30 protein-coding genes are annotated in these 19,718 nt (G+C 28.8%); 24 read left to right on the forward strand and 6 right to left on the reverse strand.

Translation table 11 applies throughout. The features are described from left to right. Window positions 1-2 precede the first annotated feature (2 nt). Genes rplV through ACTTBK_RS02050 form a run of 21 tightly spaced genes read left to right on the forward strand, consistent with a single transcriptional unit; the run spans window position 3 to window position 10,789 of the window. Window positions 3-401, forward strand: a complete 399-nt coding sequence (rplV, locus tag ACTTBK_RS01950) for a 50S ribosomal protein L22 (protein WP_075506805.1) — start codon at window positions 3-5, stop codon at window positions 399-401. Beyond that, a complete protein-coding gene (gene rpsC, locus ACTTBK_RS01955) occupies window positions 385-1,065 on the forward strand; it encodes a 30S ribosomal protein S3 (RefSeq protein WP_075506804.1) in 681 nt (226 codons plus the stop codon). Before rplV ends, rpsC begins: the two co-directional genes overlap by 17 nt. Beyond that, the gene (gene rplP / locus ACTTBK_RS01960; RefSeq protein ID WP_075506803.1) at window positions 1,065-1,475 is read left to right on the forward strand and encodes a 50S ribosomal protein L16; all 411 of its coding nucleotides are present in this window, start codon (window positions 1,065-1,067) and stop codon (window positions 1,473-1,475) included. Before rpsC ends, rplP begins: the two co-directional genes overlap by 1 nt. After that, window positions 1,476-1,667, forward strand: a complete 192-nt coding sequence (gene rpmC, locus ACTTBK_RS01965) for a 50S ribosomal protein L29 (protein ID WP_075506802.1) — start codon at window positions 1,476-1,478, stop codon at window positions 1,665-1,667. Beyond that, window positions 1,660-1,896, forward strand: coding sequence for a 30S ribosomal protein S17 (gene rpsQ / locus ACTTBK_RS01970; RefSeq protein WP_440618341.1), 237 nt, complete (start codon window positions 1,660-1,662; stop codon window positions 1,894-1,896). Before rpmC ends, rpsQ begins: the two co-directional genes overlap by 8 nt. Continuing rightward, the gene (gene rplN / locus ACTTBK_RS01975; RefSeq protein WP_008544079.1) at window positions 1,896-2,264 is read left to right on the forward strand and encodes a 50S ribosomal protein L14; all 369 of its coding nucleotides are present in this window, start codon (window positions 1,896-1,898) and stop codon (window positions 2,262-2,264) included. Before rpsQ ends, rplN begins: the two co-directional genes overlap by 1 nt. Before the next feature lies 1 nt (window position 2,265). Next, the gene (gene rplX, locus ACTTBK_RS01980) at window positions 2,266-2,511 is read left to right on the forward strand and encodes a 50S ribosomal protein L24 (protein ID WP_262589105.1); all 246 of its coding nucleotides are present in this window, start codon (window positions 2,266-2,268) and stop codon (window positions 2,509-2,511) included. Further along, window positions 2,511-3,065 carry a 50S ribosomal protein L5 gene (gene rplE, locus ACTTBK_RS01985; protein ID WP_262589106.1) on the forward strand — a complete coding sequence of 185 codons (555 nt, stop codon included), beginning with the start codon at window positions 2,511-2,513 and terminating at the stop codon, window positions 3,063-3,065. The genes rplX and rplE overlap by 1 nt, the downstream gene beginning before the upstream one ends. 2 nt (window positions 3,066-3,067) lie before the next feature. Next, window positions 3,068-3,373, forward strand: coding sequence for a 30S ribosomal protein S14 (gene rpsN, locus ACTTBK_RS01990; RefSeq protein WP_440618342.1), 306 nt, complete (start codon window positions 3,068-3,070; stop codon window positions 3,371-3,373). Between the two features lie 11 nt (window positions 3,374-3,384). Continuing rightward, complete coding sequence (rpsH, locus tag ACTTBK_RS01995) at window positions 3,385-3,780, forward strand: 30S ribosomal protein S8 (RefSeq protein ID WP_440618343.1); 396 nt, start codon at window positions 3,385-3,387, stop codon at window positions 3,778-3,780. Then, entirely contained in the window at window positions 3,780-4,319 is a 540-nt protein-coding gene (gene rplF / locus ACTTBK_RS02000) for a 50S ribosomal protein L6 (RefSeq protein ID WP_262589108.1), read from the forward strand. The genes rpsH and rplF overlap by 1 nt, the downstream gene beginning before the upstream one ends. Next, the gene (gene rplR / locus ACTTBK_RS02005) at window positions 4,319-4,675 is read left to right on the forward strand and encodes a 50S ribosomal protein L18 (protein WP_262589109.1); all 357 of its coding nucleotides are present in this window, start codon (window positions 4,319-4,321) and stop codon (window positions 4,673-4,675) included. Before rplF ends, rplR begins: the two co-directional genes overlap by 1 nt. Window positions 4,676-4,677: 2 nt before the next feature. Then, window positions 4,678-5,193, forward strand: a complete 516-nt coding sequence (gene rpsE / locus ACTTBK_RS02010) for a 30S ribosomal protein S5 (RefSeq protein ID WP_075506793.1) — start codon at window positions 4,678-4,680, stop codon at window positions 5,191-5,193. Further along, window positions 5,193-5,645 (forward strand): 50S ribosomal protein L15, encoded by a 453-nt coding sequence (gene rplO / locus ACTTBK_RS02015; RefSeq protein WP_075506792.1) that lies wholly within the window; start codon window positions 5,193-5,195, stop codon window positions 5,643-5,645. The genes rpsE and rplO overlap by 1 nt, the downstream gene beginning before the upstream one ends. A gap of 9 nt (window positions 5,646-5,654) precedes the next feature. Continuing rightward, window positions 5,655-6,935 (forward strand): preprotein translocase subunit SecY, encoded by a 1,281-nt coding sequence (gene secY, locus ACTTBK_RS02020; RefSeq protein WP_075506791.1) that lies wholly within the window; start codon window positions 5,655-5,657, stop codon window positions 6,933-6,935. Further along, on the forward strand, window positions 6,936-7,499 hold the full coding sequence (locus tag ACTTBK_RS02025) for an adenylate kinase (protein ID WP_440618344.1): 564 nt from the start codon (window positions 6,936-6,938) through the stop codon (window positions 7,497-7,499). It abuts the gene before it with no gap. A 55-nt stretch (window positions 7,500-7,554) separates the two neighbouring features. After that, window positions 7,555-7,938: a 30S ribosomal protein S13 gene (gene rpsM, locus ACTTBK_RS02030; RefSeq protein WP_075506789.1), complete on the forward strand. Its 384-nt coding sequence runs from the start codon at window positions 7,555-7,557 to the stop codon at window positions 7,936-7,938. A 2-nt stretch (window positions 7,939-7,940) separates the two neighbouring features. Then, window positions 7,941-8,390, forward strand: coding sequence for a 30S ribosomal protein S11 (rpsK, locus tag ACTTBK_RS02035; protein WP_075506788.1), 450 nt, complete (start codon window positions 7,941-7,943; stop codon window positions 8,388-8,390). Next, entirely contained in the window at window positions 8,390-9,418 is a 1,029-nt protein-coding gene (locus tag ACTTBK_RS02040; protein WP_440618345.1) for a DNA-directed RNA polymerase subunit alpha, read from the forward strand. Before rpsK ends, ACTTBK_RS02040 begins: the two co-directional genes overlap by 1 nt. Then, the gene (rplQ, locus tag ACTTBK_RS02045; RefSeq protein ID WP_440618346.1) at window positions 9,418-9,861 is read left to right on the forward strand and encodes a 50S ribosomal protein L17; all 444 of its coding nucleotides are present in this window, start codon (window positions 9,418-9,420) and stop codon (window positions 9,859-9,861) included. Before ACTTBK_RS02040 ends, rplQ begins: the two co-directional genes overlap by 1 nt. A 10-nt stretch (window positions 9,862-9,871) precedes the next feature. Beyond that, window positions 9,872-10,789, forward strand: a complete 918-nt coding sequence (locus ACTTBK_RS02050; protein WP_440618347.1) for an RluA family pseudouridine synthase — start codon at window positions 9,872-9,874, stop codon at window positions 10,787-10,789. On the opposite strand, the gene lipB is transcribed toward ACTTBK_RS02050, so the two are convergent. After that, entirely contained in the window at window positions 10,767-11,384 is a 618-nt protein-coding gene (lipB, locus tag ACTTBK_RS02055; RefSeq protein ID WP_440618348.1) for a lipoyl(octanoyl) transferase LipB, read from the reverse strand. The genes ACTTBK_RS02050 and lipB overlap by 23 nt on opposite strands. Before the next feature lie 61 nt (window positions 11,385-11,445). Here lipB and mgtE point away from each other — a divergent pair, with 61 nt between their 5' ends. After that, window positions 11,446-12,819: a magnesium transporter gene (gene mgtE, locus ACTTBK_RS02060; RefSeq protein ID WP_440618349.1), complete on the forward strand. Its 1,374-nt coding sequence runs from the start codon at window positions 11,446-11,448 to the stop codon at window positions 12,817-12,819. On the opposite strand, the gene ACTTBK_RS02065 is transcribed toward mgtE, so the two are convergent. Then, on the reverse strand, window positions 12,816-13,661 hold the full coding sequence (locus ACTTBK_RS02065; RefSeq protein WP_440618350.1) for a pantoate--beta-alanine ligase: 846 nt from the start codon (window positions 13,659-13,661) through the stop codon (window positions 12,816-12,818). The genes mgtE and ACTTBK_RS02065 overlap by 4 nt on opposite strands. Before the next feature lie 4 nt (window positions 13,662-13,665). On the opposite strand from ACTTBK_RS02065, the gene ACTTBK_RS02070 reads away from it, so the two are divergent. Beyond that, window positions 13,666-14,481, forward strand: coding sequence for a sugar phosphate nucleotidyltransferase (locus ACTTBK_RS02070; protein WP_440618351.1), 816 nt, complete (start codon window positions 13,666-13,668; stop codon window positions 14,479-14,481). Next, the gene (locus tag ACTTBK_RS02075; protein ID WP_440618352.1) at window positions 14,478-15,773 is read left to right on the forward strand and encodes a UDP-glucose dehydrogenase family protein; all 1,296 of its coding nucleotides are present in this window, start codon (window positions 14,478-14,480) and stop codon (window positions 15,771-15,773) included. Before ACTTBK_RS02070 ends, ACTTBK_RS02075 begins: the two co-directional genes overlap by 4 nt. 1 nt (window position 15,774) lies before the next feature. Here ACTTBK_RS02075 and ACTTBK_RS02080 read toward each other — a convergent pair whose 3' ends face one another. The 4 genes from ACTTBK_RS02080 to plsY are packed head-to-tail and all read right to left on the reverse strand — an operon-like array spanning window position 15,775 to window position 19,716. Beyond that, the gene (locus ACTTBK_RS02080; RefSeq protein WP_440618353.1) at window positions 15,775-16,236 is read right to left on the reverse strand and encodes a RidA family protein; all 462 of its coding nucleotides are present in this window, start codon (window positions 16,234-16,236) and stop codon (window positions 15,775-15,777) included. 1 nt (window position 16,237) lies between these two features. Beyond that, the gene (locus tag ACTTBK_RS02085; RefSeq protein WP_440618354.1) at window positions 16,238-16,519 is read right to left on the reverse strand and encodes a hypothetical protein; all 282 of its coding nucleotides are present in this window, start codon (window positions 16,517-16,519) and stop codon (window positions 16,238-16,240) included. Beyond that, complete coding sequence (gene topA, locus ACTTBK_RS02090) at window positions 16,509-19,100, reverse strand: type I DNA topoisomerase (protein WP_440618355.1); 2,592 nt, start codon at window positions 19,098-19,100, stop codon at window positions 16,509-16,511. Before topA ends, ACTTBK_RS02085 begins: the two co-directional genes overlap by 11 nt. Window positions 19,101-19,137: 37 nt before the next feature. Beyond that, window positions 19,138-19,716 carry a glycerol-3-phosphate 1-O-acyltransferase PlsY gene (plsY, locus tag ACTTBK_RS02095; protein WP_440618356.1) on the reverse strand — a complete coding sequence of 193 codons (579 nt, stop codon included), beginning with the start codon at window positions 19,714-19,716 and terminating at the stop codon, window positions 19,138-19,140. Window positions 19,717-19,718: the final 2 nt, after the last annotated feature.

Consider the following 19,718-nt stretch of genomic DNA (forward strand, 5'->3'; position numbering starts at 1 on the left):
TTATGGGTAAGAAAAAGAAAATTGATAAAAACAACGATAAGACTGTAAAGTCTATAAACAATGGAATTAGATCTAGCGTAAGAAAGATTAATCCAATTCTAAAAAGTATTGTTGGTAAAAAGGTCGATGTAGCTATTAGAGATCTACAGTTTTCGGAAAAAAGAGTTACCAGAGATATTAGAAAAACAATTAGCTCAGCTGTTGCAAACGCTGAAAATAACTTTCAATATGATATTGACAATTTAATTGTCAAAGAAGCGTATTGTGGAAAAAAAATTGTTATGAAAAGATTTAGACCAAGAGCAAAAGGTAGAGCGGCACCAATTTTAAAACCTTGGTCAACAGTAACTATAATTTTATCAGAGGCTAAACAAATGGAGAAACATGGGACAAAAGGTTAATCCTGTAGGTTTTAGATTAGGTGTAAACAGAGGTTGGGACTCTGTTTGGTATGCTAAGAAAAAAGATTTTGGCAACTATCTAATTGAAGATTTTAAAATAAGAGAATACATCAAGAAAAATGTGATTAATTCAGGTGTATCTAAAGTGATGATAGAGAGAACATCAAACAAATGTTACGTCACAATTTACACATCTAGACCTGGATTTGTAATTGGTAAAAAAGGTAGTGATATTGATAAAATTAAAAACAACTTATCAAAATTTACTACAAATGAGGTAAACTTAAATATCAAAGAGGTTAAAAAACCTGAAACAAATGCATATTTAGTTGCTGAAAACATTGCACAACAGTTAGTAAAAAGAATTTCATACAGAAGAGCCATGAAAAGAGCCATGCAATCATGTATCAGACTAGGTGCAAAAGGGATTAAAGTTTCAGTAAGTGGAAGATTAGGTGGTAATGAGATTGCTAGAACCGAATGGTTAAGAGATGGTAGCATACCATCACACACGTTAAGAGCAGATATAGATTATGCAGAAGCGGAAGCTCTTACAACATATGGAATTATTGGAATTAAGGTTTGGATCTATAAAGGTGAAGTTTTTGCAAGAGAATTTAGCCAGGAAACAAACAAAGTCACTCCAAAGGAAGGTAAACAATAATGCTTCAGCCAGTAAGAACTAAATGGAGAAAAGCTCATAAAGGAAGAATTCATGGTAATGCTACTAGAGCAAGTACTATTAATTACGGTGCATATGCCTTGAAGGCATTACAGCCTGAAAGAGTTACTGGAAAACAAATTGAAGCTGCTAGGGTTGCTTTAACTAGACACATGAAAAGACAAGGAAGAGTATGGACAAGAGTTTTTCCAAATATTCCAGTTTCTAAAAAACCAATAGAAGTTAGAATGGGTAAAGGAAAAGGATCACCAGAATATTTTGCTTGTAGAGTAAAACCTGGAAGAATTTTATTTGAAGTTGATGGTGTTTCTGAACAAATTGCCAAAGAGGCACTTTATAAAGCTTCCGCAAAGTTACCAATAAAAACAAAGACAATAAAGAGATTTGCATAAATGAAAAAACAAGAGATTAAAAAATTAAGCAAAGATGAAGTTATCAAAAATATTGATAAGCTTAAAAAAGACTTATTTAACTTTCGATTTCAAAAAATGAATTCACAAATAACTAATCCTGCAAAAATTGGAGAAACAAGAAAAACAATTGCAAGGTTGAAAACAATTTTAAAAGGAAAATCAAATGCCTAAAAAAATATTAACAGGAGTGGTGATAAGCGACAAACCTAATAAAACAGTTACAGTTATGGTAGAGAGAAAATATTCACACCCTGTATTAAAAAAAGTCATTAGAGTCAGAAAAAATTATAATGCTCATGATGAAAATAATACTTTTAAAACTGGTGATAAAGTTTCAATTATTGAAAGTAAGCCATTTTCAAAAAATAAAAAGTTTCAAGTTATGGAGAATAATAAATAATGATAGGCGTACAGACAGAATTACAAGTTGCTGACAACACTGGTGCAAAAAGAATAGAGTGCATCAAAGTATTGGGTGGATCCAAGAGAAGATATGCCAGCATTGGAGATACAATTGTAATTGCTGTGAAAGAGGCTATACCTAAGGGCAAAGTAAAGAAAGGAACTGTTCATAAAGCTGTAGTAGTAAGAGTTAAAAAAGGAATTCATAGAAATGATGGATCAAAAGTAAAATTTGATAATAATGCAGCAGTATTAGTTGACGATAAGGGTGAACCAGTTGGTACTAGAATATTTGGCCCTGTTACTAGAGAATTAAGAAGTAGAGGGCAAATGAAAATAATTTCACTAGCACCGGAGGTTTTATAAGATGATTAAAAAAGGTCTAAAAGTAAGAGTGCTAACTGGAAAAGACAAAAAAAAAGAAGGTGAAGTTATCGAAATCGACAGAGCGAATAATAGAGCTAAAGTAAAAGAAATTAATATGGTTAAAAAACACGTTAAAACAACAAAAGAGAAAAAAGGTGGTATTTTTTCAAAAGAAGGTTTTATTCATTTATCAAATTTAAAATTAATAGATGAAAAAGCAGAAAAGAAAAAAGAGGCTAAGAAATAATGACTCCAAGATTAAAAGAAATTTTTAATAAAGAAATACAACCAGCTTTAAAAGATCAATTTGGCTTCAAAAATATTTACATGGCTCCAAGAATTGAGAAAATTGTTTTAAACATGGGTCTTGGTTTAGATGGTTCTGACTCTAAAATCCTAAAATCATGTGAAGAGGATATGGCTAAGATAACAGGCCAAAAACCTGTAACTACAAAATTTAAAAAATCTGTAGCAAACTTTAAGACAAGAAAAGGGTCTAATGCAGGTTTAAAAGTTACTTTAAGAAAGAACAAAATGTATGAATTTTTAGACAGATTGGTGAATATTGCTCTTCCAAGAATTAAAGATTTTAGAGGATTATCACCAAAAGGGTTTGATAAATTCGGAAATTATACTTTTGGCATAAAGGAACATATCATATTTCCCGAAGTTAGTTTTGATAGAGCTGATAAAGTTAGAGGCTTAGATATCGTTATTGTTATAAAAGCAATTAACAAAGAGCACAGCTTTGCATTATTAGAAAAAATGAATTTTCCATTTATTAAAAAAGGAGACAATTAAAAATGGCTAAACTTAGTGCTGTAAATAAAAACAAAAAAAGAATTAAACTTTCAGACAAAATGTTCAAGAAAAGACAAAATTTGAAAAAAGTAATAATGGATAAAAAACTTCCATTAGAGGAAAGATTTAAGGCACAGCAGAAATTATCAAAATTGCCAAGAAATTCAGCTAAAACAAGAGTGATGAATAGATGTGAAATAACAGGTAGACCACATGGTGTTTATAGAAAATTAAAAATATCAAGAATTGCTCTTAGACAATTAGGATTACAAGGAAAAATACCTGGCTTGGTTAAGTCGAGCTGGTAGGAAGGAAAATTATGAGTTTAAGTGACCCAATAGGAGATATGATAGCTAGAGTTAAGAATGCTCAAGCGAGAAATCATAAAAAAGTAGATCTGCCATCATCAAACTTCAAATCAAAAATTGCCGATATACTTAAAAATGAAGGTTTTATAAAAGATTTTAAAATCATTTCAGAGGATAATAAACCAACATTGTCTTTAGAACTTAAATATCACTCTGGTAACCCAGTTATCAGTGCATTTGAAAGAGTTTCTAAACCTGGAAGAAGAATTTTTTCTAGTGCTGAAGGTTTACCTAAAATTAATAACGGTCTTGGTATTGCAATAGTTTCTACACCAAAAGGTGTAATGACTGATATTGACGCCAGAAAACAACGTGTTGGTGGCGAAATTATTTGTAAGGTATTTTAATGTCTAAAATTGGAAAAATAAATATATCAATCCCTGAAAAAGTTAAAGTGGCTTTAGCTGGTAATATTATAAATATAGAAGGGCCATTAGGAAAGAAATCAATAAATATTGATTTGGATATGTTTAATTTAGATATCAAAGAAGGAAAAGAGATTTCAATAAAACCAAAAAAAATTGACCAAAATTCCAAACGACTTTGGGGCATGAACAGAAGTTTAATTAATAATGCCGTAATTGGCTCAAGTACTGGCTACGAAAAAGTGTTAGAACTTGTAGGTGTTGGATATAGAGCAGCATTAAAAGGAAATCAGCTAAATTTACAATTAGGCTACAGTCATGATATTGATTTTGACATTCCAGAAGGAATTAAAATTGCTGTAGAAAAACAAACTACACTTAAGATCACTGGATCTGACAAACAATTAGTTGGTGAAGTTGCATCAAAAATTAAAACATTTAGAAAAATTGAGCCATATAAGGGTAAAGGTGTTAGAGAAAAAGGCCAATATGTTCTTAAAAAAGAAGGTAAGAAAAAATAATGAAACTAAACACTAGTATTAGAAAAAGATTTAGAGTTAGCAACAAAGTAAAAAAAGTTGCTCCAAAAGATAGATTTAGATTAAGTATTTCAAGATCTGCTAAAAATATTTCAGCTCAAATCATTGATGATACAAAAAAAGTAACTTTATTATCAGCTTCATCCATTGAGAAAGATTTAAAATCATCTGATAAAATTAACAAAACAGAGCTTTCAAAATTAGTTGCCCAAAAACTTGCAAAAAAAGCTCAGGAAAAAAATATTACAAAAATTTATTTTGATAGAGGATCTTATAAATATCATGGTAGAATTAAAGCATTTGCAGATACGTTAAGAGAAAATGGGATGGAATTTTAATTATGGAAAATAACAAAGACAAAAAAACAGATGATATTTTAGAAAAGTTAGTTCATATCAATAGAATTACAAAGGTTGTAAAAGGTGGAAGAAGATTTGGTTTTTCAGCTCTTGTAGTGGTAGGGAATCAGGCTGGAAAAATTGGAATAGCACACGCTAAAGCAAAACAAGTTCCAGATGCAATTAAAAAAGCTAATGAAATGGCTAGAAGAAAATTAACACATATACCTTTGAGAGAAGGAAGAACAATTCATCATGATGTGAAAGCTAAAGATGGCTCTGGTAGAATAGTTTTAAGAGCAGCATCAAAAGGTACAGGAATTATTGCAGGTGGTCCAGTTAGAGCAGTATGTGAGGTATTGGGTGTAAAAGATATTGTTGCTAAATCAATGGGCACATCAAATGCACACAATGTGATTAGAGCAACCATGAAAGCTTTAATGAAACAAAATTCACCAAAACAAATTTCAGCAATAAGAAATAAAAAAATATCAGAAATTATTGAAAAAAGAGGATAATGATTACATTAAATACAAGACAGAAAATTAATAAACCTAAAATTAGAGTAGGAAGAGGTATTGGTTCCGGAAAAGGTAAGACATCGGGGAGAGGTGTTAAAGGTCAAAAATCTAGATCTGGTGTAGCAATTAAAAGTTTTGAAGGTGGTCAAATGCCTTTGTATAGAAGATTACCTAAAAGAGGCTTTAATCCAATTTCAAGAGAAAACATAGCAATTTTAAACTTAGAAAAAATTCAGTCTTATATTGATAAAAAAAATATTAATCCAAATGAAGTGCTTAATTCTTCATCTCTAAAAAAATTAAAACTAATAAACAAAAACTCTACAAAATTAAAAATATTAGGTACTGGAGAGTTAAAAGATAAAATTAATATTGAGGCTGACTTAGCATCAAAATCAGCAATAGAAAAACTAGAAAAAATTGGTGGATCTATTCAATTAAAAAAATAATTTGTTTAAATGAGTGCATCATCTTCAACAAATGATCTAAGAAATAGAATAATTTTTACCATAGCAATTCTTGCAGTATATAGATTTGGTACATTTGTTCCTTTACCAGGAATTGATCCAGAACAATTAAAAATCATGATGGATGGCAATCAAAAAGGGTTACTTGGTATGTTTAATGTTTTTGCTGGAGGAGCAGTTAGTAGAATGGCAATTTTCGCTCTTGGTATAATGCCATACATATCATCTGCTATTATAGTTCAGTTATTAACAGGGGTTTCAGATTATTTTAAGAATTTAAAAGCACAGGGAGAAACAGGTAGAGCAAAGATTACTCAAATAACAAGATATGGAACAGTTTTACTTGCTACAGTTCAAGGTTATGGTTTATCGGTAGGTTTAGAGTCTTCTGCGGATTTGGTAATTAATCCAGGAGCATTTTTTAAAATTACAACAGTGACAACTATTGTTGCTGGTACAATTTTTCTTATGTGGCTAGGTGAACAAATTACCCAAAGAGGAATTGGAAATGGAATTTCTTTAATTATTTTTGCTGGTATCGTTGCTGAAATACCTAGAGCTTTAGTTACTACTTTTGAACTAGGTAGAACAGGTGCTGTGTCAACATTCATGATCTTAGCAATTTTTGTTCTTTTAATATTAACTATTTTATTTGTTGTTTTTATGGAGAGAGCATTAAGAAAAATTCTTATCAATTATCCTAAAAGACAAATGGGAAATAAAATGTATGGTGGAGAGTCTTCTCATTTGCCATTAAAAATTAATCAAGCAGGAGTAATACCAGCAATTTTTGCATCAGCTTTATTATTGTTACCTGTTACTTTCTCTAATTTTTCTTTTTCAAACAATGAAACTTTTTTAAACTTAAGTTCTTATTTCACTCAAGGTCAACCTTTGTACATGTTGCTATATGCATCTGGTATAATATTTTTTACATTTTTCTATACTTCAATTACATTTAATCCAACTGAAACAGCAGAAAACTTAAGAAAATATGGTGGCTTTGTTCCAGGAATTAGACCTGGTGAAAGTACAGCATTATATATTGAAAATATTTTAACTAAACTTACTACAATAGGTGCTTTATATTTGACACTTGTATGTTTAATGCCAGAGTTTTTAATAGCTAATTACCCAATCCCTTTTTATTTGGGTGGTGCATCTATTTTAATTGTTGTTGTTGTTGCCATTGATACTGTAACTCAAATTCAAACAAGATTAATGAGTTCTCAATACGAACAATTAATTAAAAAAACTAAATTTGGAAAGTAAGTGAATATAGTTTTGTTTGGACCGCCTGGTGCTGGTAAAGGTACTCAAGCTAAATATTTAGTAAAGAAACTAAATTCATTTCAGATCTCAACTGGCGAACTTTTAAGAGAAGAAATTTATAAAAATTCAGATATTGGCAAGATGATTACCAATGACATGAAAAATGGTAAATTTGTAAGTGATGAAATTGTAAATAAGCTTATTGAAAATTTAGTTTCTGACCCTCAAAAAAAAAATAGATTAATATTTGATGGATACCCTAGATCTTTGAGCCAAGCAAAAAATTTAGATATCTTACTCGGGGCATCAAATCAAAAGATAGATTTAATTTTGTATCTCAAAGTTGATAAAGATACAGTGGTAAAAAGACTAGAGAAAAGAAAAATTATTGAAAATAGATCAGACGATGAAACAAATACTATTCTAAAACGTTTTGACACATACATGAACACAACAGAGCCAGTACTTAATTACTACTCAGAGAATCCTAAATTTAAAGAAATTGATGGGAGCTTAGAAATAGACGAAATAACAAGGAAAATAGACACTTTTATAAATGTTTAAGACGTTGACTTTGATTAATCTTCTTATATAAAAGGCACAATTTATCACAAAAATTATGGCTCGTATCGCAGGTATAAACATTCCACAAAATAAACTTGTCCACATTGGACTTACATATATTTATGGAATTGGAGATAAATTCTCACAACAAATTTGTTCATCTCTAGAAATTCCAAGAGCCAAAAGAGTGAATGAGTTAACTGATGATGAAATTTTAAAAATAAGAGAATACATCGATCAAAATTTTAAAGTCGAAGGAGATCTTAGAAGAGATTATTCCTTAAGTATTAAAAGATTAATAGATCTTGCATGTTATAGAGGAACAAGACATAGAAAAAAATTACCTGTAAGAGGTCAAAGAACAAGATGTAATGCAAGAACAAGAAAAGGAAAAGCAATCGCTATTGCAGGGAAGAAATTAACACCAACTAAAAAGTAATAATGGCAAAAACAGAAAAAACTGACAATAAAGATCAGAAGGTAGAAAAATCTTCTAAAAAAAGCGCTAAGAGTTCTTATTCAAAAAAGAAAAAGATAAAAAAAAATATTTTAAATGGAATTGCTTATGTGCAGTCGACATTTAATAACACAATAATTTCAATTGCTGATACAAATGGAAATGTAATATCCTGGGCATCTGCTGGACAGAAAGGATTTAAAGGATCAAGAAAATCTACACCTTATGCAGCTCAAATAGCAGCTGACTCCGCAGCATCAAAAGCATTAGAGTATGGAATGAAAACTTTATCTGTTGAGGTAAAAGGGCCAGGTTCAGGAAGAGAAACAGCATTAAGAGCTTTACAAGCAAGAGGTTTTAAAATTTTATCAATTAAAGATACAACACCTATGCCTCACAACGGAACTAGACCACCAAAAAAAAGGAGAGTTTAATGGAAGTAGAAAACGTTAATGTTAAAAATTGGAAATCTTTGATTAAACCATCTAAATTAGATGTTCAAATTAGCGATGACTTAACACATGCTAAGATTATAGCTGAGCCTTTAGAAAAAGGTTATGGATTAACTTTAGGAAACTCTTTAAGAAGAATTTTGCTTTCTTCAATCAGAGGGGCTGCAGTTACTTCAATACAAATAGATGGTGTTCTACACGAATTTACATCTATTAAAGGTGTAAGAGAAGATGTAACAGACATAGTATTAAATGTTAAATCTCTAGCTTTAAAATGTAATTCTGAAGGTACAAAAAAATTAGTTTTAGACGCAAAAGGTCCGGGCGAAATAAAAGCTTCAGACATTGCTCCCGTGACTGATGTAGAAATATTAAATCCTGATTTAGTAATTTGTAACTTAGATGAAAATACTACTTTTCACATGGAAATGAACGTAAACACTGGAAAAGGTTATGTTCCAGCTGAGCTAAATAAACCAGAGGAGCCACCATTAGGTTTAATTGCCATTGACTCTTTGTATAGCCCTGTAAAAAAAGTTTCTTATTCTGTTAGCACAGCAAGAGAAGGTAAAGCTCTTGATTATGATAAATTAATAATGGAAGTAGAAACTAATGGTTCAATTTCAGCAGAAGACGCTGTTGCGTACTCTGCAAGAATTTTTCAAGACCAGTTAAAAATGTTTGTTAATTTTGATGAACCTGTCGAAGCTCCAGTAAAAGAAGTTTCCTCTGAGCCTGAATTTAATAAGAATTTATTAAGAAAAGTTGATGAGCTAGAGTTGTCTGTTAGATCAATGAATTGCTTAAAAAATGACAATATAATTTATATTGGTGATTTAGTTCAAAAATCTGAGGGTGAAATGTTAAGAACACCAAATTTTGGTAGAAAATCTTTAAACGAGATCAAAGAAGTTCTAACTGGAATGTCTCTGTATTTAGGCATGGAAATACCTAACTGGCCACCAGATAACATTGCAGAAATGTCTAAAAAATTAGAGGAAGCAATTTAATGAGACACGGCTTAGCCAATAAAAAGTTAAATAGAACTTCTGAGCATAGAAAAGCTTTGTTAAAGAATATGTTAAATTCTTTAATAAAATATGAACAGATTAAAACTACATTGCCAAAAGCAAAGTTTTTAAGACCTCAAGCTGACAAAATTATTACTTTGGGTAAAAAAGATACATTGCAAACAACTAAGATGCTTGTGTCTCAATTGCAGGATATTAAATCAGCCAATAAAGTAAAAAAAACTCTTTCTAAAAGATATTCAAATAGAAAAGGTGGCTATACTAGAATTATTAAAGCGGGTTTTAGATATGGTGATAATGCTTCAATGGCAATTATAGAATTTGTAGATAGAGATGTTGAGGCCAAAAGAGTAGATAAGAAGAAAAAAGATACGTCAAAAGAAGCTCCAAAAACAGAAGAAAATAAACAAGCTACAGCTTAAATCCTAAGTCATGAACAAGTCATACATCGTTGATTCAACGTGTAATGATATGCGTGTTGATAGATGGATGAGATTAAATATTGGAAAAATACCTCAAGGTTTAATTGAAAAATATCTTAGGACAGGAAAAATTAAAATTAACAAAAAAAAAGTTAAAAGTTCTTACAAAATAAAAAAAGGAGATCAAATAAATATCTTTAATATTGAATTTAAAGAAAGAGTAGAACAAAAAAAAATAAAATTTTTACCAACTAAAGAAATAATAAAATCAAACGAAGATCAAATAATTGATGATAATGATAATTTTGTTGTATTAAATAAAGCATCCGGAATATCAGTACAAGGTGGTACAAAATCTAAAAAAAACTTAGTTGATATTTTTGCAAAGAGTGAAATTTTTAAAGGAACAAAACCTTATTCTGTTCATAGATTAGATAAAGATACATCTGGTGTATTCATAATGGCGAAAAATAGAGAGAGCGCACAGTTACTAACATCATTATTTAGATTACGAAAAGTACATAAAACTTATCTTGCCATATGCCAAGGAGAAATAAATAAAAACTCAGGTGTTTGGGATGATGACTTAATAAGATATGATGGAGATAAAAAATTAGTAGAAAAAGCAAAAACTATATTCAAGGTAATAGATAAAAATTCTGAAGCATCTTTATTAGAGTTAAAACCAATAACTGGAAGAAAACATCAGTTACGTAAACAACTTTTTGCAATTAGAAATCCTATATTTGGTGATACGAAATACAAACTATCTAAGTCAGACAAAGGTATAAATAAAAATCTTATGCTGCACTCGTATCAAATTAAATTTAAAATAAATGATACGAAGCATACTTATTCAGCTTTATTGCCAGAATATTTTAAAAAGTTGTTAAAATCAAAAAGACTTAGTTTTTCAAATTTGAAATAAAATTTTCAATAATTTCATTGTTTAAGTTAGAATAATCTTGATTTGAAATTTTTTTTAAATTTGTCACACCCTTATCTGAAATTCCACAAGGTACTATTTTTTTATAATTTTCTAGGTTGTTATCAACATTTATTGCAAATCCATGATATGCAATCCACTTACTCACTCTAATACCTATCGCAGCAATTTTTTGAATTTCATTTTTGTCTTTATACCATATTCCAATATTTTCTTTATCAGGAAAGGTTTCAATATTATATTTTTTTAAACTTTGAATAATTGTATTTTCAATAGTTGTAATAAATTTTCTAATGTCTTTTTTTTCTCTCAGATCAATAACAAAATAACAAATTAATTGACCTGGACCATGATATGTAATTTTTCCACCTCTGTTTGTTTTTAATAGATCAATTGACTTATCAATTATTTCATTTTCTTTATACGATGTACCTGCAGTAAAAATTTCAGGATGCTCTAGAATCCAAATTAATTCTTTTTCTTTATTAGCTGTAATATTTTTTAATCTAGACTCTAATAAATCAATTGCCTCAAAATAATTTACCGGTTTTATTGACTTTTTGATCTCTATGTCCATTTAAAATTTGTAATATTTTAATTATGTATTAATAGTGCACAACTAAATTATAGGTACATTTATGTCTTTAATTAAAAAAACTAAAGATAAAAAAGTAAATTTTGAATTCAATAAAGAATATTTGAGAGTTGTTACCTCTAAAATAGCTGACAATGATGCAAAATTTATTAACGATTCATTCAATGAAATGCACCCTGCTGATGCAGCAGACATAATTGAACACTTAAGTATTAGCGATAGAGAAAGTTTAATTAAACTAAATAATTTTAATATTGATGCAGAGGTTTTTGTAGAATTAAATGAGTCTATACAAACTGAAATAATTAAATATTTATCTTCAGATTCAATTGTAACTATTCTTACTAACTTAGAGTCAGATGATGCTATTTCAATTTTAGAAAATGTACCTGAAGAAGACAAGAATACTATATTAAGCTCATTACCGCCTAAAGACAGATTTGCTCTGTTAGAAAGCTTAAGCTATCCAGAAGATACTGCTGCTAGACTTATGCAGCGTGAGTTTACAGCTATACCAAGCAACTGGTCTGTAGGTCAAACAATTGACTATTTGAGAGAAAATAAAGATTTGCCTGAAGAATTTTTGGAAATTTTTATTGTTAATGAAGAATTTAAACCTATTGGAACAGTTCCATCATCAAGAGTGCTTACTTCACCAAGAGACACAAAAATGGCAAGCATCATGTCAGAGTCTCAACTATTAGTTCCTGTTGATATGGACAAAGAAGAGGTGGCTAATCTATTTGAAAATTATAATCTAAATTCAGCAGCCGTAATTGATAAAAATAATAAATTGGTAGGAATGATTATGAACGATGATGTTCTTACAGTCCTAAAAGAAGAGGCTGAGGAAGATGCATTAAGACTTGCAGGTGTAGGTGACGAGGAAATTACTGATGGTGTTGTTACAAAAACTAAAAGGAGATTTAATTGGCTTTTATTGAATTTATTTACAGCCTTTTTAGCAACTTGGTGTATTAGCTTGTTTGGAGCAACTATTGAGCAAATGGTTGTTCTTGCTTTTCTGATGCCAATTGTTGCTTCAATGGGTGGAAACGCAGGAATGCAAACATTAGCTGTTACAGTCAGAACAATTGCAACAAATGACTTAACTCAAAATAATTTTTCATCAAATGTTTTTAAAGAATTTTCAATTGGTATATTAAATGGAATTATATTTGCTGCCATAAGTGCATTAATAGTTCAAATTTGGTTTCAAGATAGTATTCTTTCAATAATCATTTCAATATCAATGGTACTTACTATGATTATAGCTGGACTGTTTGGAATACTTGTTCCTTTTACTTTAAAAAAAATGAATATTGATCCCGCAATTGCATCGAGTGTTTTTGTTACCACTATTACTGATGTAATAGGTTTTGTTTCATTTTTAGGTGTTGGGGCTTACTTTCTTTAAAAGTTATCAATTAATCTAACGTTATCAATATAGTAAGCAACAAATAAACGTGAGCCTTTAACAGTATTAGATATTTTAAGATTTTTAATTGATCTTAATTCTAAGTATTCAATTTTAATTTTTAAAAACTTCTGAAAATATTTCATTTGAATTTTTAAATTTTGTTTTATTTTTTTACTATTTACTAAATTTCTTTTTAATTTAATTAGACTTTTACTTAAGAAACTTGCTTTTTTAATTCCATTTAAATCTAAATGATTATTTCTTGAAGACAAAGCTATTTTGCTTTTATTTCTAATCGTTTTGCATGGAATGATAGAAGTTTTATATTTATTTTTCAGATAATTTTTTATTAAGTAATATTGTTGATAATCTTTTTTGCCCATAAATATTTTTTTTGGATTTACTAAGCTAGTTAATCTTTCCATTACATCTAGTACTCCTTCAAAATGGCCTTTTCTATATTTGGCGCATAAAATTTTATCTTTTTTTGTGATTTTTATATTTGATTTTTTATTATTATTGTAAATATCTTTAAATCTTGGAATGTATAAGAAATCTACCTTTTTAGTTTTTTTTAAAATTTTAATATCTTTTTTAATATTTGTTGGATAGTTTTTGAAATCTTTTTTATTGTTAAATTGTTTTGGATTAACAAAAATACTTACTATTGTCTTTTTGCAAGTTCGATTTGATCTTTCTATAAGTGATAAATGACCCTCATGTATACTCCCCATTGTGGGAACAAAGCCAATATCATTAAATGGCCTTAAAACTTTAAATAATGAATTATTATTTAATATAATTTTCATTTGTATTAGAAATCTAGATAAGTAAAACATTTATATGATTAAACAAGCAATTATTCCTCTAGCAGGTCAAGGAACTAGACTTTTGCCTTTAACAAGTGTTTTTGCCAAAGAACTGCTCCCAATAAATGGAAAGCCAGGTATTGAGTATATTTTAGATGAGTGCATTGAAGCAGGAATTAAAGAAATTGTTTTTATCATATCAAATAAAAAAAAAATGATTAAAAATTATTTTTATAGTGACACTTTTTATAAAAAAATTATTAAAAAAAAAAAAGATCCCAGAATAATTGCTGAATATAAAAAAATATTAAAATATAAAAAACTAATAAAATTTGTATATCAAAATATACCTAAAGGAACAGGTGACGCTGTTTTTAAAACAAAAAAATATATAAAAGATAAATATTTTTTAATGTTGCTACCAGATGATTTGATAATAAAAAAAAACTGTTCTAAAGATATGATTAAAGTACATCAAAAGTACAAATCCTCTGTAATGGCTAGTATGAAGGTTAATTCTAAAACAGTTTCAAGATGGGGCATCTATAGTTTAAACAAAAAAATTTCCAAAAATGATTATTTTATTGATGATGTAGTTGAAAAACCTTCAACTAAAAATGCTCCTTCTAATAAAGCAGTAATAGGAAGATATATCCTTCCCAAAACTATATTTAATAAATTAGCCAAACAAAAACCTGGTAACGGAGGTGAAATACATATAACAGATGCTATTCAAACTTTAATAAAAGAAGGTGAAAAATTTATTGCTCATAATTTTTCAGGTAAATATTTAGATTGTGGGACAATGCAAGGATTTATTAATTCTAATAAAGAAATAGGAAAAATATGAAACTTTGTATGATAGGTACTGGTTATGTTGGTTTAGTGAGTGGCGTTTGTTTTTCAGACTTAGGTAATGATGTTATTTGTGTAGACAAAGATAATAATAAAATTAATAATTTAAAAAATGGTAAAATACCTATCTACGAGCCAGGTTTAGAAGAATTAGTCAAAAAAAATATAAAAAATAATAGATTAAATTTTTCAACAAATTTAAAAGAATCTGTAAGAAAATCTGACATAGTTTTTATATGCGTTGGAACACCAACAAAAAAAAATAGTAATAGCGCTGACCTTTCTCAAGTTTATTCAGTTGGAAAAGAAATATCTAAATCAATTAACAAATTTAAAATAATTATAACAAAATCAACTGTTCCTGTTACTACAGGTGATGAACTAGAAAAGATTATTTCAAAAAAAGTAAATAAACGATTGTTTTCAGTAGTGTCTAATCCTGAATTTTTAAGAGAAGGTGAGGCGATTAGAGATTTTATTTATCCTGATAGAGTTGTAGTTGGTTCAAACGAAGAAAAATCAAAAAAAATACTTAAAAATTTATATTCTCCATTAATTTCCAAGGGTGCAAAATATGTTTCTACAAATAGAAGAGCTGCTGAGTTAATTAAATATGCTTCTAATGCTTTTTTAGCAACTAAAATTACATTTATAAATGAAATTGCTAATTTATGTGAAAAAACTGGTATCGATGTTGAAGATATATCCATAGGAATTGGACTTGATAAAAGAATAGGAAGTAGATTTTTAAGAGCTGGTCCTGCATATGGAGGTTCTTGTTTTCCAAAAGATACTAAAGCTATTGTGTCTACAGCTGATAAATTTAAATCTAATTTATCTGTAATTAAAAGTGTTATTAAATCTAATCAGAATAGGACAGATTTATTACTTAAAAGACTTCATTCAATAATTAAAAAATTTAATAATAAAAATGTTTCATTTTTGGGAGTTACATTTAAAGCAAATACTGATGATATGAGAGACTCTTCAAGTTTAAAATTAATTCCTTATCTATCCAAAAAGGGAGCAAAGATTAAATATTATGATCCCACTGGTTCAAAAAAAGAATTCAATAATTTAAAAAATGTCGAATTTGCTAATTCAATACAAAACTGTATTTTAGGTTCAGACCTTATAATTATTCATACTGAATGGAATGATTTTAAATCAATTAATTTTAAAAAACTTTCTAAGAATAAAAAACTTATTATTTACGATATTAGAAATTTATTCTCACCAACTAAAATCAAGAAACTAGGTATAAAATATTTTGGTATAGGAAGATAATTTAGTTTAACTCAAATATAGCATCAACTTCTACAGAAACTCCAAGTGGTAAACTGTTAGTACTTACGGCAGCTCTTGTATGCATGCCTGCATCTCCAAATATTGATGCGATTAAATCTGAAGCTCCATTAATTACTTTTGGTTGTTCGGTAAAGTCATTTGTCGAATTAACAAATCCAGTTAACTTGATGCATGATTTTATTCTAGATAAATCACCATCACAAGCAGTCTTTGCTTGAGAAACCAAGCTTAATCCACATCTTTTCGCAGCTTCGTAGCCTTGTTCTGTACTTAAATCTTTACCAACTTTTCCTTTAATTAACTCTCCGTTTTCATTTATTGATATTTGACCTGAAATAAAAAGTAGATTACCAGTTACTTTAGTTGCAACATATGAGCCAACAGGAGGTTTTGCTTCTGGTAAAATAATATTTAATTCTTTTATTTTTTTTTCAAAATTCATTTTATTTCTCCGTGAATTCTTTGTGTGATTTACTATTTTTAAATTTAATTAATTTCTCTTTTAAATTTAATTTATTAAGTTTTTTTTTTCCTTCTTTATATTTTTCAGAAGTTTTTTCTTTGATCAATTCAGCTTTTTCTGAAGTTTTTTCTTTAATCAATTCTGCTGTACATTTTGCATATTCTTTACTTAATTTATCAAATTTATTACAATCATCTGCCACAGATAAGTTAACATTAGTGATTGTCAAAATTAATAAATAAGCAAGTAATTTAATTATCATTATTTTTTAGTTTTTTTTTCTTTTTAGTTTTATCGTATTCTTTTCTTTTCTCAATAAGGATTAAGGCCTCTTCCATTGTAAGTTCTGATGGATCTTTTTCTTCAGGAATTGTTGCATTTAAAGACTTATATTTTATGTAAGGACCATATTGCCCCTTCATAACCCTAACTGGTTTTTTATCTTCTGGATGTTCTCCTAAATCCTTAATAATTGAAGAAGACATTCTACCTGGTTTCGCTTCAGCAATGAGGGTAATTGCTCGATTTAATCCTATAGAGAAAATTTCTTCTACATTTTCTATTCTAGCAGATTTATTTTCACACTTAAGATAGGGACCAAATCTTCCAGTATTTAAAATTATTTCTTTTTGATTATCAGGGTTAACACCAATTGATTTTGGGAGAGAACATAAAAACTGAGCTTTTTCTAAATCAATATTTTCTAACTCTAAACCTTTTGGTATAGAAACATTTTTAATTAATTCATTAACATCTGGTTTAGATTTTTTAGTTTTTTTCTTTTTTTTAGTTTTTGGCTCTTCTATTTCTTCTTCCTTGAGTTTTTCATATTGAAGATAGGGACCAAATCTTCCATTTTTCAAATATATATCATTACCATTTTCGTGTTTTCCTAAAAATTTAGGTTCTGCTAGCTGTGATTGAGCTGCTGCTTTTGCCTTAGACAAGGGTCTAGTGAATTTACACTCTGGATAATTTGAACATCCTATAAAAGCTCCACCTCTAAAACTATTTTTAAGACTTAGTGAACCTGTTTCACATAGCTGACAGTTTCGAACAATATTTCCATCTTTATCAGTATCAAAAATTAAAGCTCCTAAACTTTCATTTAAAAGATCTAACACTTCTCTTGTTCTCTTCTCCTTAACCTCAGAAACATTATTGTTAAAATCTTTCCAAAACATCTCTAAAACTTTTATCCAGCTTTCTTTACCAGTTGTAATTTCATCTAATTGATCTTCTAAACCTGCAGTAAAGTTATAATCAACGTATTTAGAAAATAATTTTTCTAAAAATGCAGAGATAAGTTTGCCACGATCCGTGGGGAAAAACCTTTTATTTACTATTTCTGCATAACCTCGATTAGCTATTGTGGAAATTATACTTGCGTAAGTAGAAGGTCTACCAATTCCCAATTCTTCTAATTTTTTGACTAAACTTGCCTCAGAATACCTTGGAGGTGGTTGTGTAAAATGTTGTTCATCAATTAATGCTTCAATATTAATTGGTCCTTTAGACATTTCTGGTAAAATTTCTTCATCATCATCTTTGCTTGTATTTGAGTAAACTTTTAAAAAGCCATCAAATTTTAATACAGAGCCACTTGCCTTACATATTGTCTGATTATCCTCTGATTCTATTGTTATGGTATTTCTGTCAAATTGAGCAACTTCCATTTGTGAGGATAAAGCTCTGGACCAAATTAAATTGTATAGTTTTTGTTGATCACTGCTTAAATATTTTTTTAGAGTGTCGGGTGCTCTATTTATATCTGTTGGTCTAATAGCCTCATGAGCTTCTTGTGCGTTCTTAGCTTTTTTACCAGAATAATTATTTGCAGATGCAGGCAAATATTCATTACCATACTCACTTTTAATAAAATTTCTAAAATCATTTACTGCATCAGCTGATAAATTAGTTCCATCAGTTCTCATATAAGTAATCAATCCAACAGTATCTCCATCAATCTCAACACCTTGATATAATTTTTGTGCAATTTGCATTGTTCTTGAAGCTCCAAAACCTAATCTACTAGATGCAACTTGTTGTAATGTAGAGGTTGTAAATGGACCAGAGGGGTTTCTTTTTACAACTTTTGATGAAATATCTGTTATTTGAAATTTTTTATCTTTTATTTCTTTGATTGCTTTTTCAATGCTATTCTTGTCTCTAAAAGTAAATTTTTCTATTTTGTTACCATTTAATTGTGAGATGCTTGCAGTAATAGTATTTTTATTATCATCTCCAAATTTAAGAGTAAGTGTCCAAAATTCCTCTGGATTAAATAATTCTATTTCATGCTCTCTTTCAGTGATTAATTTTAAAGCTACAGACTGAACTCTTCCAGCTGATTTTGACCCAGGTAGTTTAGTCCAAAGTATTGGAGAAATATTAAAACCAACTAAGTAATCAAGAGCTCTTCTTGCCATGTAGGCATCCACTAACAAAGGTTCGATTTGTCGTGGATTTTCAATGCCATGAATTACGGCTTTTTTTGTTATCTCATTAAAAACAACTCTTTCAATTTCTTTATCTTTTAAAAGTTTTTTTTCATCAAGATATTCTTTAACATGCCATGCTATAGCTTCACCTTCACGATCAGGGTCAGTCGCAAGTATTATTTTAGAGGATTCCTTTGCAACATCAGTTATTTCTTTTAAATATTTTTTTGAAAAACTATCAACTTCCCATTCCATTTTAAAATTATGATCAGGATCAACCGATCCATTTTTCGATGGTAGATCTCTTATATGACCATAACTAGCTAAAACAGTATAATTATCACCAAGGTATTTGTTGATGGTTTTAGCTTTTGCAGGACTTTCAACTATGACTAGATTCATAATTTAACAAACTACTTAAAAGTGTTTGATAGTCAAATTAATAAATTTTAGTCTTGTTTTCTTCTTTATTTATCAGTCGTTTAATATTTTCTCTATGAGTATAAAATATTAAAATAAACATTATTCCAAAAAATAATTCATTTTCTATTGATTCAAACAGAAATAAATAAACAGGAACTGAAAAGGATCCAATTAATGATGCTAATGATGAAAATTTAGAAATAAAAAAAGTTACAAGCCAACAAATACCAAAAACTATTCCAAATATTATATTCATACTGCATAATATACCAACATAAGTTGCTACTCCCTTACCACCTTTAAACTTTAACCAAACTGGAAAAACATGACCCAGAAAAGCACATAAAGCTGATATATAAATCAGATCAGGAAAATTTACCTTTACATATAAAACTGGAATAACTGCTTTAACTATATCAAGTATTAAAGTTGAATAACCAATAAATTTATTTCCTGTTCTTAGAACATTTGTTGCACCAATGTTACCTGATCCAATATCTCGGATATCTTTTTTTAAAAAAATTTTAGTTAATATTAACCCAAATGGGATAGAACCCATTAGGTATGAGATAATACCTATTGTTAATAATTCCATTT

The organism is Candidatus Pelagibacter sp. HIMB1493, assembly GCF_052047995.1.
Classification (GTDB): Bacteria; Pseudomonadota; Alphaproteobacteria; order Pelagibacterales; family Pelagibacteraceae; genus Pelagibacter.